Annotated in this window: 15 protein-coding genes; 5 read left to right on the forward strand and 10 right to left on the reverse strand. The window is 58.9% G+C overall.

Going from position 1 to position 14,696, the window contains the following annotated elements; all coding sequences use genetic code 11:
- Positions 1 to 186: hypothetical protein (locus HMPREF0178_RS22255; RefSeq protein ID WP_232281148.1), on the forward strand; the 186-nt coding region annotated here is incomplete at its 5' end.
- A gap of 106 nt (positions 187 to 292) precedes the next feature.
- Here HMPREF0178_RS22255 and HMPREF0178_RS00050 read toward each other — a convergent pair.
- Together HMPREF0178_RS00050 and HMPREF0178_RS00055 are read right to left on the reverse strand one after the other, a co-directional pair.
- Complete coding sequence (locus HMPREF0178_RS00050) at positions 293 to 2,626, reverse strand: response regulator (RefSeq protein WP_232281149.1); 2,334 nt, start codon at positions 2,624 to 2,626, stop codon at positions 293 to 295.
- A gap of 1,102 nt (positions 2,627 to 3,728) precedes the next feature.
- Positions 3,729 to 4,478, reverse strand: a complete 750-nt coding sequence (locus tag HMPREF0178_RS00055) for an endonuclease (protein ID WP_009367852.1) — start codon at positions 4,476 to 4,478, stop codon at positions 3,729 to 3,731.
- A gap of 486 nt (positions 4,479 to 4,964) precedes the next feature.
- Here HMPREF0178_RS00055 and HMPREF0178_RS00060 point away from each other — a divergent pair, with 486 nt between their 5' ends.
- Entirely contained in the window at positions 4,965 to 6,380 is a 1,416-nt protein-coding gene (locus HMPREF0178_RS00060; protein ID WP_009367853.1) for a GGDEF domain-containing protein, read from the forward strand.
- A gap of 137 nt (positions 6,381 to 6,517) precedes the next feature.
- On the opposite strand, the gene HMPREF0178_RS00065 is transcribed toward HMPREF0178_RS00060, so the two are convergent.
- Complete coding sequence (locus tag HMPREF0178_RS00065; protein ID WP_009367854.1) at positions 6,518 to 7,399, reverse strand: LysR family transcriptional regulator; 882 nt, start codon at positions 7,397 to 7,399, stop codon at positions 6,518 to 6,520.
- A 104-nt stretch (positions 7,400 to 7,503) separates the two neighbouring features.
- On the opposite strand from HMPREF0178_RS00065, the gene HMPREF0178_RS00070 reads away from it, so the two are divergent.
- On the forward strand, positions 7,504 to 8,040 hold the full coding sequence (locus HMPREF0178_RS00070) for a LysE family transporter (RefSeq protein WP_009367855.1): 537 nt from the start codon (positions 7,504 to 7,506) through the stop codon (positions 8,038 to 8,040).
- Between the two features lie 458 nt (positions 8,041 to 8,498).
- A complete protein-coding gene (locus tag HMPREF0178_RS00075) occupies positions 8,499 to 9,833 on the forward strand; it encodes a site-specific integrase (RefSeq protein WP_009367856.1) in 1,335 nt (444 codons plus the stop codon).
- Here the strand turns inward: HMPREF0178_RS00075 and HMPREF0178_RS00080 are convergent.
- Positions 9,811 to 10,062, reverse strand: a complete 252-nt coding sequence (locus HMPREF0178_RS00080; protein ID WP_009367857.1) for a hypothetical protein — start codon at positions 10,060 to 10,062, stop codon at positions 9,811 to 9,813. The genes HMPREF0178_RS00075 and HMPREF0178_RS00080 overlap by 23 nt on opposite strands.
- 146 nt (positions 10,063 to 10,208) lie before the next feature.
- The gene (locus tag HMPREF0178_RS00085) at positions 10,209 to 10,685 is read right to left on the reverse strand and encodes a phage regulatory CII family protein (protein ID WP_009367858.1); all 477 of its coding nucleotides are present in this window, start codon (positions 10,683 to 10,685) and stop codon (positions 10,209 to 10,211) included.
- 405 nt (positions 10,686 to 11,090) lie between these two features.
- On the opposite strand from HMPREF0178_RS00085, the gene HMPREF0178_RS00090 reads away from it, so the two are divergent.
- On the forward strand, positions 11,091 to 11,606 hold the full coding sequence (locus HMPREF0178_RS00090; RefSeq protein ID WP_009367859.1) for a helix-turn-helix transcriptional regulator: 516 nt from the start codon (positions 11,091 to 11,093) through the stop codon (positions 11,604 to 11,606).
- Between the two features lie 44 nt (positions 11,607 to 11,650).
- Here HMPREF0178_RS00090 and HMPREF0178_RS00095 read toward each other — a convergent pair whose 3' ends face one another.
- The 5 genes from HMPREF0178_RS00095 to HMPREF0178_RS00115 all read right to left on the reverse strand — a co-directional run bounded on the left by HMPREF0178_RS00095 (position 11,651) and on the right by HMPREF0178_RS00115 (position 14,644).
- Positions 11,651 to 11,878: a hypothetical protein gene (locus HMPREF0178_RS00095; protein WP_009367860.1), complete on the reverse strand. Its 228-nt coding sequence runs from the start codon at positions 11,876 to 11,878 to the stop codon at positions 11,651 to 11,653.
- Positions 11,879 to 11,885: 7 nt separating this feature from the next.
- Positions 11,886 to 12,848 carry an amidoligase family protein gene (locus HMPREF0178_RS00100; protein ID WP_009367861.1) on the reverse strand — a complete coding sequence of 321 codons (963 nt, stop codon included), beginning with the start codon at positions 12,846 to 12,848 and terminating at the stop codon, positions 11,886 to 11,888.
- A gap of 149 nt (positions 12,849 to 12,997) precedes the next feature.
- Positions 12,998 to 13,276 carry a hypothetical protein gene (locus HMPREF0178_RS00105; protein WP_009367862.1) on the reverse strand — a complete coding sequence of 93 codons (279 nt, stop codon included), beginning with the start codon at positions 13,274 to 13,276 and terminating at the stop codon, positions 12,998 to 13,000.
- Between the two features lie 135 nt (positions 13,277 to 13,411).
- A complete protein-coding gene (locus HMPREF0178_RS00110; RefSeq protein WP_009367863.1) occupies positions 13,412 to 13,774 on the reverse strand; it encodes a hypothetical protein in 363 nt (120 codons plus the stop codon).
- A gap of 135 nt (positions 13,775 to 13,909) precedes the next feature.
- Positions 13,910 to 14,644, reverse strand: a complete 735-nt coding sequence (locus HMPREF0178_RS00115; RefSeq protein ID WP_039958381.1) for a hypothetical protein — start codon at positions 14,642 to 14,644, stop codon at positions 13,910 to 13,912.
- Positions 14,645 to 14,696 lie beyond the last annotated feature (52 nt).

Genomic DNA, 14,696 nt, shown 5'->3' on the forward strand with positions numbered 1-14,696 from the left:
CGCCACATCTTGGAAGCACGCCGGGCCTCCCGCGCAGGGGCCGCATTCGCCTCTTGCCGGGCTTTTCGGCCCCAAGCCGAACCCTCACGCGGCGGGCCGTATGCCGGAACCCCCACGGCGGCCCGCTCCGCCAATGCGTTCATGCGGGTTGGGTTCGGACAGGGCGGGGCGTCAGCGCCGGGCTAAAGGAGGATAACAACGGGGTCTGCGCCTTGCGTGATTCGGACGGAGCGTCAGCTCCGGGCTAAGGGAGGATAAAGGAAACAGCAGCCGTCCCCATGCGGGTTCTCCCTCATGCTCCGGCTGGCTTCGCTTGATCCCGCAAGGAGGCGATCAGCACCTGATACAGGCGTTCGGGGTCGATCGGTTTGGAGATGTGGTTGTTCATGCCCGCCGACAAGGCCGAAACAACATCTTCATGGAAGGCGTTGGCGGTCATGGCGATGATGGGGATCGTCTGCGATTCCGGCGAATGGGACGCGCGGATGGCGGCCGTGGCCGCGTAGCCGTCCAGCACAGGCATCTGGATATCCATGAGTATGGCGTCGAATGTTCCGGGGGCGGACGCCGTGAAGATGTCCACCGCTACCTGCCCGTTCTCGGCGCATGTGAAGGAGGCTCCCCACATTTTGAGGATTTCCTCAGTGATTTCGCGGTTCAGATCGTTGTCTTCCACCAGCAGCACGTGACGGCCACGCAAGCTGGGCGTTTGGCCCTCCGTGCCCGGTTCCAGTTCCGCCGCGACGGAGGCGGGTTTCTTTTGCGATACGGCGGAGAGCGTATGATAGAGGGCCGAAGAGAAGAAGGGCTTGGAAAGGAACGCGTTTGCCCCGGCCTTGCGCGCCCGCTGTTCGATGGACGTCCAGTCGTAGGCCGTAATAATGATCAGGGTTTCCGGCCCAGCCGTTTCTCGGATGCGGCGCGTGGCCTCGATGCCGTCCATCTCCGGCATTTTCCAGTCGATGAGGCAGACGTCATAGCCGGTGCCCCGTTCGTGGGCGTCCACGACCTGATCGAGCGCCTCCCGCACCGTCAGGGCCCACTTGGCCGCAATGCCCATCCGCCGCAGGAGGAGGGCCGCATATTCGCAGGTGTCGAGGTCGTCATCGACGATGAGCACTTTCATATCCCGCGCTACCTGCTCTTTTTTCGGGACATGGCCGTTGGGGGGGAGCGCAAGCGGGAGCTCGACGGTGAAGCACGTGCCTTCGTGCTCCTTGCTCCGCACCTCGATGGTGCCGTTCATGAGCGTGACAAGGTTGTGCGTGATGGCGAGCCCAAGCCCCGTCCCACCGTACTTTTGCGAAATGGAGCTGTCCGCCTGCTCAAAGGGGTTGAAGAGCCGCCTTTGGAAGGCTTCGCTCAACCCGATGCCGGTATCGCTTACGGTGAAGCGCATCAGCACGCCGCCGTTTTTGCGTTTCTGGCTGATCTCAAGTTTGATGGAGCCGCCTTCAGGCGTGAACTTCCTGGCGTTTGAGAGCAGGTTCAGCAGGATCTGGTTGATGCGCAGGGGGTCCCCCACCAGCCTTTCCTCTTCGATGCCGGACAGCGCCACGCTGAAGCGCTGCCCCTGCGATTCCGTCTGGGGATGCATGATGGAGACGATGGAGTCGATCAGCTTGGGGAGATCGAATGCCTCGTGGTGGACGGCGAGTTTCCCGCTTTCTATCTTGGACATGTCCAAAACGTCGTTGAGCAGCGACATGAGGTGCTTGGAGGAAAAGCTGATCTTATGGAGGCAGTCGGCCACCCGCCCGTGGTTCTGGATATGGGCGGCGGCGACGGTCGCCATCCCGATGATGGCGTTCATGGGGGTGCGGATTTCGTGGCTCATGCGGGAAAGGAAGTCGCGCTTGGCGGTGTTGGCCTGCTGCGCGCTCTCCAGCGCGTCCTTGAGCGTTTGCCGCGTCTCCACCTCATACGTGCGATCCGACAGGGACACGACGTACCGGATGGTGTCCGGGGTTTCCTTCACGGGGTACAGGTGAAGGTGCATGAAGCGGTCTTCGCCGGTCAGGGTGTCCTTCATCGAAAAGTCGCATCCCTTCGGCGCGTCGAACGGTGCCAGTTTGGCGAAGTCGTCAAGCACTTTCTGGTTCGCTGCCGAAAGCCGGGAATGCAGGATGCTGATATCGTGGCCTTCAAGGCCGAGTATGCGGTCGGCGTTTCCGCTGACATACTCTATGCGCTTGTCCCGCACACGATAAATGACGAAGACGTCATCTATATTGTTGCACAGGATATCGAACAGCTTTTCCCGGTATGCGATGGCCTGTTCGGCCTTTTTTTGAAGCCGGTAGAAAAAGAACGCCACGGTCAGGACAACGAGGACGAGGAAAAGGGAACCGGCCGTCGCCGTGTTGACGGTAAAGGAAGACTGCTCTTCAATCTTGCGCATCTTGCCGTTGGCAAAAGCGATAATCGTTTTGAGCGAATCCTCGACCTCGATATAGGCGGGCTCCACATTGGCATCAAGATAGGAAAGGATCTCCTTTCTCGAATGTGAAGGGGAGTAGGAAAGCCCTTTCAGCAAGGCCTTGTGGAAGGCGTCCGTGGCATTGAAAAACCTTTCTATATCTTTTTCAGGCCCCAGATACCTTTCTTTTATTTTATCCCTGTCCATTTTCATCTTGAGGAAGCGCTCATGGACGATAAAGGCAAGTTTTTTCTTGTCGCTCGTTTCGCTGCTCAGAAGTTTCCGATAAAAGAAATTCGTATCAAGGGCCCTTGAATGTATTTCGCGGGCGGCATTGGATACGGCATAAGGATGTTTGTATATGGTGGAAACCTTTTCTTTTGTCTCATAGAACAGGAATGTGCTCAGTAAACAAAAGATGATGGATACTGTACATAATATTATTATTCCCAAGAATGGATAACGCGTATTTCGCATGGGGATCGCTTTTCCTTGTGCTCATTCCAATCGCCATAAGTATCATAGCCTTAGCTTTCATATATACACCGCAGCCATGATTGGTGCAACTCGTGAAATAATAAATGTATGAAACATTCCTAAAAAGAGGAAAAGGGGTTTAGAGATAGTGGGTTATTATCCTTTTGGGGAAAGAGGGCGTTTGCCGCACCGGAAGATGCTATGAAATGAAGAATGTCTTATCCTGATGATATGGCATTTGCTGTTTTGCGATACTAGATATGAAATGGCGGATTGCGCTTCTATCCGTGTGCCTTATTTCCGATCTTCGGCAGAAGGTGATCCGGTGGAGGGCCTGTTGCCGGGTGCGCGGCGGGCGGGATAGGCCGGAGAGGAGGGGCCCTCCCTTCAGGCCGTGGGGCGCAGGCATGGGGTTGCGGATGTATCTCCGCAAAAGCGCTTGAAAGGGGCCTCCCCCGGTGGGGGCGGATGCGGGCGTGCCCCTTGTTCCGGCTTCTTGAGGCTACCCCGGCCCGTGGGGACTGATGGCCGGCGCGCGTACGCCATGCCGCCGTTCCTGAGGGGCACGCCCGCCGTGGGTCCGGGTGGGCGGAACTTGCCCGCTGTCCGGGGAGGGCAGAAGGGGATGGCTGCGGGCATGGGGACGGATAGGCTGTTTTGCAGGTAAAAGCGCGCCGGGGGAACTCCCTCGGCGCGCTTTTGTTTTAGGACGGGCCCCGCAGCGGCGCCCCGTGTGCCAAGGGGGAGCCTGTGGGCTGTGCCGGGCGGTGGCCCACGGCCCGGCTTGCCCCGGTTTGCCCGATGGGAGGGGTGCCGCGTCAGGGCCTCCCCGCTACCAGAGCCCGGCCTCCTTGCAAGGCCCCTTGACGAAGGGGTTCCTGTTGCCTTGAAGCGTTTCGATGCGCTTGGCCCGCGTGCATTCCCATTGATCCACCGGGTACATCTTGTCCCACGCGTCCATGAGCTGCCGCTGCTGGCGGCTCATCCGGTAGCGCGGCCCGTATGCCTCGTTCATATACTTGTACGTGCGGGCAATCTGCCCCCGCGCGCGTGCCGGCGGCTCGGCCTTCCTGTCCGCGATCTTCATTTCGCACGATCCGAAATCGCTTTCCTCGCCCGGCAGCATCTGGAAATTGTAGTTCTGGCGCAGGGCGTTGACCGCGCCGACGGCAGGATACAGGTTGTACAGGTCAGCCTGCATGAGCCTGTATTCCCGGCTGGCCTTCTCCGCGCACTTGCGGCCCTTGAACGCCTTTCCCCTGTTGTCCACGCACTGCGCGTCGCCTTCGCGCCATTCCGCGAACGCCTGCCCGAAGTTCTCGGCGGGGACCACGTGTTCCCACTCCACCTTCCCGGCCCGCTTCCCGTGCTTCGCGGCGGTAAACCCTTCCGGCAGGGTGACGTTCTTCTTCTCGTCGAACGCCGCCCCGCAGTAGAGCGTGATCCGATGGTCATAATAGACCTGCCGTTCCAGCGTCTTCTTGGCTTTGCTGAACGAGTCGTTCCATTCGTTGCCCGCGGCCTGCGCCCCGGACGCCATAACCAGCGCGGCCAGCAGGAACACCATGATGCGTTTGTACATGCGGATACCTCCCAAAGATACCCGCATTCTATATAGATTAATTTATATAGGATAGTACAAAAGCACGTGGGAGGGCTAAAATAATATATTCCGATGAGATATCTCGATGTTGGGCTCTTTATCCGTCCCGTATCCGTTATCCCGGAAACGGAGGGCGTCCGTGCGTCCGCAATCCGGCGGCTGGAACCGTCCGGAAAGCATAGCCTGGCAGCGCGGCAAGGGCAGGCCCCCGTTTTGCGGGCGGGCACCCATCCGCTGTGAAAATTTCCGCCACCGGGCGGAAGGATGTTGCGGATGGCGTTATAAGTGGATAAGAAGAGATGTCGTGGCAATATGATGTTTATTTACACATATAAATAGGAAAAAACATGGTTAGTGCTGGATAAGGAAGAATCAACCGGCTGAATGTATGAATAAAAAAGCGGCAGCACCTTTTAAAAGGTATGCTTCCCTCTTTTTGGAAAACCTCTTGCTCGGGGTCGTGTTATGCCTAGCCTCTCGGATGATGGGCTCCTCCTGTCCATTGCCGGTTTCCTCACCGCCAGACAGGCCGATGCGAAAGCCATCAAAGAGTCCCTCAAGCTTCTCTGTGATGCGTTCTCGTTCGATTGCGGCTTGGTTTATGGAATGGACCAGCAAAGGTGCTTCCAGTTGAAGGAATGCTGCACGCTGCGCGACGTCCCCTTGCGTGAACTGTTCGCCCTCGAAGATATCGAGCCGGAATGCCGCGCCCGGTTGGTGGAGGGAACCGTGTCCTTCATGGCTGCGGATGATGGGAACGCCCCGCATGAGGCGGCGCTGCTGCGGCTTTTTTCCGCCGCGTCGCTGGCCGTTTGCGCCATAGGGGAGGAACGGACGGGCCTTATCGGTTTGCTTGTCCTCGCCGGCGCGGGGGCGGGGAAGCCGCTTTCGGGCTCCGACCGGGACACGCTCGCCCTCCTGCTGCCTTTGCTCGGCAACTACGCGGGGATACGGATATATCAGGATAACCTTTCGTTCACGCGGGGGTTCTTGGAAAACCTCTTGGACAATACGGGCATAGATATTTACATCAACGATTTTCACACGCACGAGATACTGTATGTGAACAAGTCGATGGCCGCGCCCTACGGCGGGGTTTCCGAGTTTCTGGGGAAGACGTGCTGGAAGGTGCTTTTCCCGGGGCAGACGGGCCCCTGCGATTTCTGCCCGCAGAAAGAGATCGTGGATGAGCAGGGGAACCCGACCAAGGTGTATGTGTGGAATTATCAGCGGCCTTTCGACGGCTCATGGTTCAGGGTGTTCAGCGCGGCCTTCAGATGGATGGACGGGCGCCTTGCGCACCTCGTCAGCAGCGCGGACATCACCGAGAACAAGCGGAATGAAGCGCGGATCGAATACCTGGCCAACTACGATCAGCTGACCGGGCTCCCCAACCGCAGGATGCTCGTCAACGAATGCAGGCGCCGCATCGAGCATACCACGAAAGACGAGAAAGGTTATGTGCTGTTTTTCGATATCGACGGGTTCAAAGCCGTCAACGACACGTTCGGGCATGACGCGGGGGATGAATTCCTCGTGAGGATCGGCGAGTTTTTCTCCGGGATTCCGATGGTCAAGGGTGCCGTATACCGCAACGGCGGCGATGAATTCGTCGCCATCGTCGGCGGCGGGGACATTACGAAAGACAACATATCGAGTCTGGCCGGCTTCATCCTTGAACGGTTCAACAAGCCTTGGACAGTGAAGAACCAGCCTGTTTTCTGCGGGATCAGCATCGGGGTGGCGTGCTATCCGGAAGACGGCATAACGGCGGAAGCGCTTTTGCAGAAAGCGGATCAGGCGATGTACCACGTGAAGAAAAGCGGTGGCGGCGGGCTCTGCTTCGGGCATCAGCTGGGAGAAGAGCACGCGGCCCATTGACGGGCCTGCAGATAAAGAGGGTGTCAATACACAGCGTTGCGGCACCACACATGGACGGCATGTGTGGTGCCGTTTTGTTCGGGGGCCCGCAATAAGGCGGGGATGGGCGGCCTGCCCCATCCGGATGGAGCCGGGCCCTACAACCCCTCCTGAAGCAGGCTGAGGAACAGTTTGGCGGCTGGGCTCAGGCACTTGTTGGCGTGGTAGGCGCAGACGGCGGTGACGGTTTCCGGCTCGCTGTGGAAAGGAAGCTCCCGCAATGTGCCTTCCCGCAATTCTTTTTCCATGCAGAACTTCGGCAGATAGGTCACGCCGAGGCCGCCTTCCACGCACCGTTTGATGCTCTCGATGCTCCACAGCTCGATGGCGGTGTCCAGGACGATGTTCCGCTGGCGCAGCGTGTGTTCAGCCATCAGCCGATACACGCACTGCGCCTCGTTGATGACCAGGCTGACGGGAAGCCGCTGGTTGGGGCGCGTAAAGTCCGGTTCCCCGTCGCTCCCCGGCAGGCGCGGCGAGGCCGCCAGCGTCAGGGGGAACGTGCCCAGCGTTTCCATGATCAGCGAGGGGACGTCGCCCGTGCTGTAGAATATCCCCATATCCGCTCCGCCAGACAGCAGCATGTCCAGGATGACGTCGCAGTTGAGCGAGCGCAGCGACACCCGCACATGCGGCGCAAGGGACTTGAACCGGCTGAGGACGCCCGGCATATGGTAGGCCAGCAGGGTTTCGCCCATCGCCAGCCGCAGTTCGCCGCCCAGTTCGCCCGGCCGCAAGGCGCGCCGGATATGCTCCACGGCCTGCGTCAGCTCCCTTGACAAGGGGAGGACCGTCCTGCCCGCATCGGTCAGCAGCATCCGCCGCCCGATTTTTTCAAAGAGCTGTACGGACAGTTCCTGCTCCAGCTCCTTGATGTGGTATGTGACGGTCGACTGCGTGCAGCACAGCTTGTTGGCGGCACGCGCAAACGAACCCTCCTCGACCACGGTCTGGAGCGTGATGAAGCGATCGATATCCATAGCGCCTCCGATATATCGAAAAATTCGAATTCAAAATAAAATATATTTCGCTTTTCAAATGGGTTTGCTGGCCGTACTGTGAGCGCAAAACAAGGAGAACGCAAGTGGATACGGCAACCTTTACGGCTTTTCTGACCTATGCGCTGGTCATGGCGATCACGCCCGGACCGAACAATATCCTGACCCTGAGCTGCGTAGGGCGGCACGGGCTGCGTGGGAGTTCGCGGCTCATTTGGGGCGTCAGCGGGGGCTTTGTGGTGGTGATGCTCCTGAGCGGGCTGTTTTCGCTGACCCTGTCGCGCGCGCTCCCGGCGGTGATGCCGTGGCTGGTCTGGCTCGGGGCGGGGTATATCCTGTGGCTGGCATGGCACATCGCCGTGGCCGGGACGCCGGAAGAGGGCGGCGCGGCGAGCCCGCCCAGGTTTGCCGCCGGTTTCCTGCTCCAGTTCATCAACGTCAAGGTATGGCTGTGCGGGCTGACGGCGCTCTCGTCCTTCGTCCTGCCCCAGACCACCGAGACCCTGCCTGTCGTCGGCTACAGTCTGGCCCTTGCGTTCATCGGGGCCGGCTGCAACCTTATATGGGGGGCTTGCCGGGGGACTTGCTGCGTGGCGCGTTCCTGCGCTGGGGGCGTCGGCTGAACGTCGCGCTGGGGCTGTCGCTGGCGTACTGCGGCCTGCGGATGGTCGTGTAGGATGGCGGGCTTCGCGGTCTGACGCCGTGGAAGGGGCTGAGGGCTGGCGGAGCGGACGGCACGGCCCGGAAAGGCGGAGGGCCGCACAGCGGGGCGGGGATAATGGGGTGTTAATGTTAATATATCGGAATAAAAAATATTGCTTCCATTTTGATTGACCAGTGGGCAACCAAGGCCGGAAACGACAAAGAGGATACATACACTCTGGTATGTATCCTCTTGAAATCTATTGGTGCGCCAGGGAGGAATCGAACCCACGGCCCGCAGCTTAGAAGAACATTGGCGGGGTGCGGATAGGAAACCTATCAACACCATAACAGATTGTGCTTGTATGTTTATCCGCTCTAAGCCTAGGATAGGGAATCCCATAAACATCCGTACAGCGGGCAACCAACGGGCAACCATATGAGCGACGAATCCAAGCGGACGTGGCTGACGCATCCCGGCAAGCCGGGGGTCATCTACCGGGAACATCCTACACGCAAAACCGCGCGCAAGCCAGATCGGTTCTGGGCCATCCGCCACCGTGCCGGGGGAAAGCGCCTCGTCGAGACGCTCGGCTGGACTTCCGAAGGCTGGACGGCCGACATGGCCCATGCGCTGCTTGTGGAGCTGCAACACAACGTCAAGCTCGGCCTGCGTCCCCAGACGCTGAAGGAGAAGCGCGAGCTGGCGGCGGGCGCAAAGGCCGAGGCCGCCCGGCAATCCGCCTTGGAGGGCCTGAAGGAGATCACCTTTGGCGAGCTTGCCGGGTTCTATCGGGAGTGGGCGGCCGCCAACCGCCGGAGCGGGGCAGGCGTCGCCCGCATTCTGGACAGGCATGTCCTCCCCGAGCTGGGGGAGAAGCGGGCGGCCGACATTACGCCAGCCGCCGTGAACGAACTTAAAGCGCTGCTTGAAGCCAAGCGCCCGGAGAGGGGCCGCGGCCAGAATGACCCGGACGCCCGCCTCAGCCCGCAAACCGTGCTGCACTGCCTCAAAACCGTCCGTGAGGTCTACAATTACGCCTTGGAGACGCCCCACCCGGATATGCCCGAGAGGATGCTGTACGCCGGGAAGAATCCCGCCATCCTGAGCCGCAGGGGGCGCGGCGTGCGCGTCCCCGTGAGTGACGCCCGCAGGCTGCGCATCCTGACGGACGCCGAGATAGCGCAGCTCCTCGCCTACGAGGGGCAGCACAAGGCGTTCGCGGCGGAGCTGCGCGACATGATGCTGCTCTCGCTGGACACGGGCGTCCGGTCCGGGGAGCTGATCCGCCTGCGCCGCGAGGATGTGGACACGGAACGGGGCACGCTCCGCATCCTGTCGGGTTCCGACTTCGGGCTGACCAAAAGCGGCCGCACGCGCATCGTCCATGCCGGATACCTTTTTCCCGAGGCCCGCGACGTGCTCCGCCGCCATGCCCGGGGCGATTCCCCCTACCTGTTCCCCGGACGGGACGGCGGCGTGCGCGACGGCACAGCTCTGGGCCGGGCCATGAACCGTATTGCCGAGACGCTGGGCCTGAACAGCGGCGTGACGGACCCGCGCAACCGGGTGGTCTGGCATACCCTGCGGCACACCTTCGCCACCCGGATGCTGGAATCCGGGGTCGACATCTACACCCTCAAGGAACTGCTCGGCCATTCCAGCGTCGCGGTAACGGAAGGCTATCTGCACCTGTGCGACCGGGCCAAGCGCGAAAAGGCGCTGGCCCGGCTCACGCTGGAGCGTGCGGTCACATCTCGGGGACATCAATGACCCTTACGCCCTTGTTTTCGAGATAGGCGACGAACGCTTCGCGGGGATAGTAGACCTGCTCCCCGATGAGCTGCCGCTGGCGGGGGCCTCTGCCGAGCTTGTCGTCGTTGGCAAGCGTCTTGGGGCTCAACCCGCCCCCGGTGAACCACTTGACCGCCTTGCGGGCGATCAGGGGCGGGTAGAGCGGAATCAGATAGCCCAATACGCTGGATTCTGCATGTTCTCCCATAGTTGCTCCTCCCTCCGCCCGGCGTGGGCGGCAATGATCTGCGCGGGGATGCCGCCGAGCGGCGGATCGGCTCCCCGCCGCCGTTTACGGCCTCAAAAAGACAAACCCAAAAACGAACCCGGCCACCAGCATTGCGAGCGTCCAGTTCATTGCCCCCCTCCATACTGTTCCGCATGCACGGCGCGCACCAGCTGCATCATGGAAGCGATGGAGGCCAGCGCCTCCTGCCCTTCCTTGAGGATGCGGTCATGCTGGTCGCGGGGCAGGCGTCCGTCCCTGATATCCTCGGCGCACTCCGCCGCGTACTCGCCGAACTCCTTGACGCTGCTGATGAGCGTATCCATGAGATCGGCGGTCCCCGTGCAGGGCTTTACCTTGACGAAGACGCCGCCCATCTCCCGCGCCATGAATTGCAGCGGCTCCACCGAGCCGGTCGTGGCCATGATGGGGAGGAGCCAGTCCGCGTCGAGCTTGTGCTTGGGCTGCCCCGAAACGCTCGACATGAACGTCTGGTAGTTGAGCCCCAGCCGTTCCGCGATGCCCTTGCCGTCCAGCGTGTCGCAGCCAAGCACGCTGGCGTGCACGCGCTGGCGCAGTGAGGGAAAGCCGCAAGTGCCTCTCATGCTCTTTCACTCCGTTGAGTTGCGGTTCAAAAAGATTCAGTTTGAATTCGCGGTTTCCGCCCGCGCTTTCTTGCCACTGGTTCCGGCAACAAGTCTTTAGGAAAACCCATTTCAAGAAGTTGGTTCACACGTTCCGGAGAGGCTATATCCGCGATGAGGAGCTTGCTTAGACCGCTTCGAGATATATTCATCTCGATTGCTATCTGGGCGATACTTTTGCCATTCCTTCGCAGAAACAGGGAGAGCCGTTCTTGCCTCGTGAGTGGAGATTGTGTTACGTTTGCAACCAATTGCATGTTTTTTACTCCCAAGATGCTTCGACTGCCTATCAGTATGTATCTTTAGTGATCATGTAGAACTAAAAAGAGTTCAGGTCAAACATTTTTAATTCTGGATGCTGTAAAAATGGAACAAGATTGGTCTGAACAATACAAGATCGTTTGGAATATTTTTCTCGCGCATCCCCAGTCGGTCGAGAACGGCATATCCCGTCGTGGTTTATCAAGATGTCTTGGCATTTCATCTGGTAAAACGCAGAAATGGGAGGCTGGACAATGGCCGAGTGCTGAAGACTTGTCCAAACTTCATGACAAGCTGGGCCTCTCGTACAGGTGGTTGATAACGGGAGTGGGGGAGCCTTTTGATTCAGAAGAGGATACTGCGAACCTGAATGATTCTGCTGAGGCAGAGCGCCTGAGAAGCCGGGTAGCGGAACTTGAGCGGGAAAATGCAGCCCTGAAGGAGCGGCTACTCGCGGCTCACGAAGCCAACACCGAGATGGGCAGGGCAAATGCGAAATTGAGTGAACTGGTGGCCAAGCAAAGTGAGCAGGGGTTGGACAGAGGAGATGTGGAATCCGCTGGCGCTGTGCGTGGTGTGCCGCAGGGTGGCATATTAGAGAGCGTTACCAGTAAAAATTGAATATCTCAAAAACAGAACAGGCCGGATTGCTCCGGCCTGTCCTGTTACTGGCATTGGGTTATAAAACCTGCCTGTATCAGGTCCTCGACATGGGCAGTGGGGCTTTCAGTCCTGATCACGCTGCCGTTATACATCGCTGCCCGCTTTGCCGAGCTGCGCATCCATTCTTCGATGGTCGGATCGGGATCAAAGGTGGACTTCCAGAGTGCCTCCGCCAGCAGCTGGAAGCTCTCGGCCTCCAGCTGCATTCCATCCATTGTTTTGAATCGCATGGTTCTCCTAGACGACGGCCGCGAGGACGGCGGTACGGTTGCGGTAAAAACGGACGACACCTTCGCTGATCCCGGTCCAGAGTGATTCGGTCTGCGGAGCGGGACGATTGGCGAGTCCGCTGTCAAGGCGATAGGCGGGACGGCCGTCAACAGTGACCGGAGAAATCTGCAGTCCGACACGGCGCAGTCGGGTAATCGCAGCTCGTCCGGTATGAGGTAGCCAGCCAAAGCGTTCGCACATCGCATCCAGTATTACAACCTGGCTTTCCGTAAACATGCCAGCAAGTTCGGCCTGTACCCCACGCAATCCGGGGTATTCGATGACCGGAGCTGCTGCCGGAGTGTTCGGAGTCTTGCAGGCTTCAATGAATTCCCCAAGGAAACGCACCCAGCTCGTCACCTTCGCGGCACTTACGGTTCCAGAATGCTGCCTGAATTCAACGGTGCCATATCTGGGAAAAGACTGCAAATTCACCTTGAAATAGCGACCAGACTGTGCACGGACCATTTCTTCGATGGTTCTGGCGCTTTCGAAGCGGGCATCGAGAAAGTCGGATACCGAACGGCAGTATGTATTGGTGCTGCCCCTGCGGCTTTGCGGCATGAATGCGTCAATTTCAGCTTCGTGTCTGGCATAGCGGCGCACGATGGTGTGGATGTCGCCAGCGGTCAGGTCTCGGGCGTCGAAATGGACATGGAGTCCACAGCTGCGGTTTGCCGTCGCTCCTGCGTCATCCAGCGCGGTAGCCACAGCACGCGCCTCCTCGAGGCCAGCCTCGCCGTGCAGAACGGGGCTGACGACTTCGAACCCGCCACGCACGCTGGAATCGCTGACCAGCTTCCAATACCCACGTGTGTTGTGATTATAGTCTTCGTTCTGGACAGAGATGCTGATGGCGCGGAGCGCACGGAGCGCGGTCTGGCGGTCGATACCCACGATTTCCATTTCAATGCCGAACTTGCGATTCATTTTTAACCCCTTGTTTTTACTAGCGTTACACTCTCGCCGTGGTTGTGTGTTCGCTCTTTGCGGGGTTGATTGCAAGTCTTTTGTTGCTGATTTTATTGTTTTTTTATAAGGCCCGCCCGGACATCAACGTCCACGCGGGCCTTATTCCGTCAGCTTGCATCCGGGAAGTAGAGGACATAGCCGAGCCCCATAGAGTCCATCTGGCTTCCTCCCAAAAATTCGTGAATGGTGTAAGGATCAACTTCTTCTGTTTCGCCCAAAAAACCGGCCAACGCGAGTGCGATATCGAAGGGTTGAGCATCGTCATTAACAACTATGGCGGGGCATTTTTTGCCATACATGCTACGTCCGGAATAGCCGGGATAAAAGTTCATTTGGCCGTCATGTTCTGCGCAGAAATTTTTCAGGGCATCAGCTATGTCAAACATTTAATACCTCGATATTGTTTGTTTTATTTGTTCCTGTGGGTACGTGATCCCTCTTTCAGGGATGGATTGCAAGCATTTTCTCTCGTATTTATTCGATTTTATTTGAAAAGAGGCTCCCCGAAGGGAGCCCTTTCATTACATCCACGCCTCAAGCTGCCGGATGGTCTCTGCGGCGACGTCGTGGTCTTCCGGGATAACTGTGTCTACTGTCTGCCAGAGTGCCCGGTATGTCTTGTCCGCAGGCAGGCCCGCGCAGAGCAGTTTGCAGCTCATGGACTCGGCAACGCCAAGACAGAATTGATCGATGGGGTCAGGGGTGCCGACCAGCATGACGACATCAGACTGTTCGCAGCGTGCCTTCATTTCATAGACTGCTTCCCGCTCACTTGCGGTCTGCAGCAGCAGGGTCATCTCCGGGAACCGGAGCTGAAGAAGTCCCTTCATGAGCGACGTGGCGACGGTATTCTGCGAGCCGGTGATGAAGTACACAGTCGGCATGGTATGTTCTCCTATATGTTTATTTTTATTTGATAACCTCTTTCCGTGACTGTGTGATCGCTCTTTTCTTAGGTGGTTTCAAGTCTTTTCTTGCTGATATTATTCATTTTTTTTGTATTAGTGAGACACGCCCGATTACAGCTTCATGATGAAGCATAGGGCATAATAGGGCGGCAGGGTGCTGAGGGCCTGAGCCGTAAGCGTGTGGGTGTGCCCGCCGTCGGTAACGGCGTGTCCGTGCGCGGCGGTCGTGACCGTGTGCGTGTGGCCGTTGTCGGTGATGCCGTGACCATGCGCGTTCGAGCCGACGGCGTGGGCGTGGCCGGGGTCGGAGACGCCGTGAATATGACCCCATGAGGCACCAGAATAGGACGTAAAGTTCCCTGAACCTCCATTGGTGCTCCCTTGAATATGATTTTGGTTTTCTCCAGAAACACCAGCATATTCGAGAACCATATGATTGTGATAGGGCAGCGTGTTCCCATCCAGCGTCGTATACTGAATGCCGATTCCGGTTCCCGCGGCTCCTGTCCAGATGGAGAGGGCAGCGCCTTGAACAGCGATTCCGGTTCCTGAACTTCCCGCCGTGCCGCCGGGTGCTGCGGTGCCAAGGCCGATCCCCGTTTTGGCGCTTCCGGCGGCGACGCTGGGGGTAGCCGTTGCCGTACCGCCGGTTGTGCCGGGCGTGTCCCCTTTCCCCGCCCCGAGGATGAAGCGTTCGGTCAAATCGGGTGTGCCGTTGGTGCCGTCGCACAAGGCCCAGCCCGTGGGGATGGTTTCAGCCGAGCCGGACCACATGCCGATGAAGCCGCCGGGGACAAGGTAGAGCCTGAGCCGTTCGATGATCTGGAGGATGTTGGGAAGTGCCATCAGCGCACCCCCCCAACGGCCCGCCAAGCTAGGAACCGTCTCTCTCTCTCTC

It is taken from the genome of Bilophila sp. 4_1_30 (assembly GCF_000224655.1).
GTDB lineage: Bacteria > Desulfobacterota > Desulfovibrionia > Desulfovibrionales > Desulfovibrionaceae > Bilophila > Bilophila wadsworthia.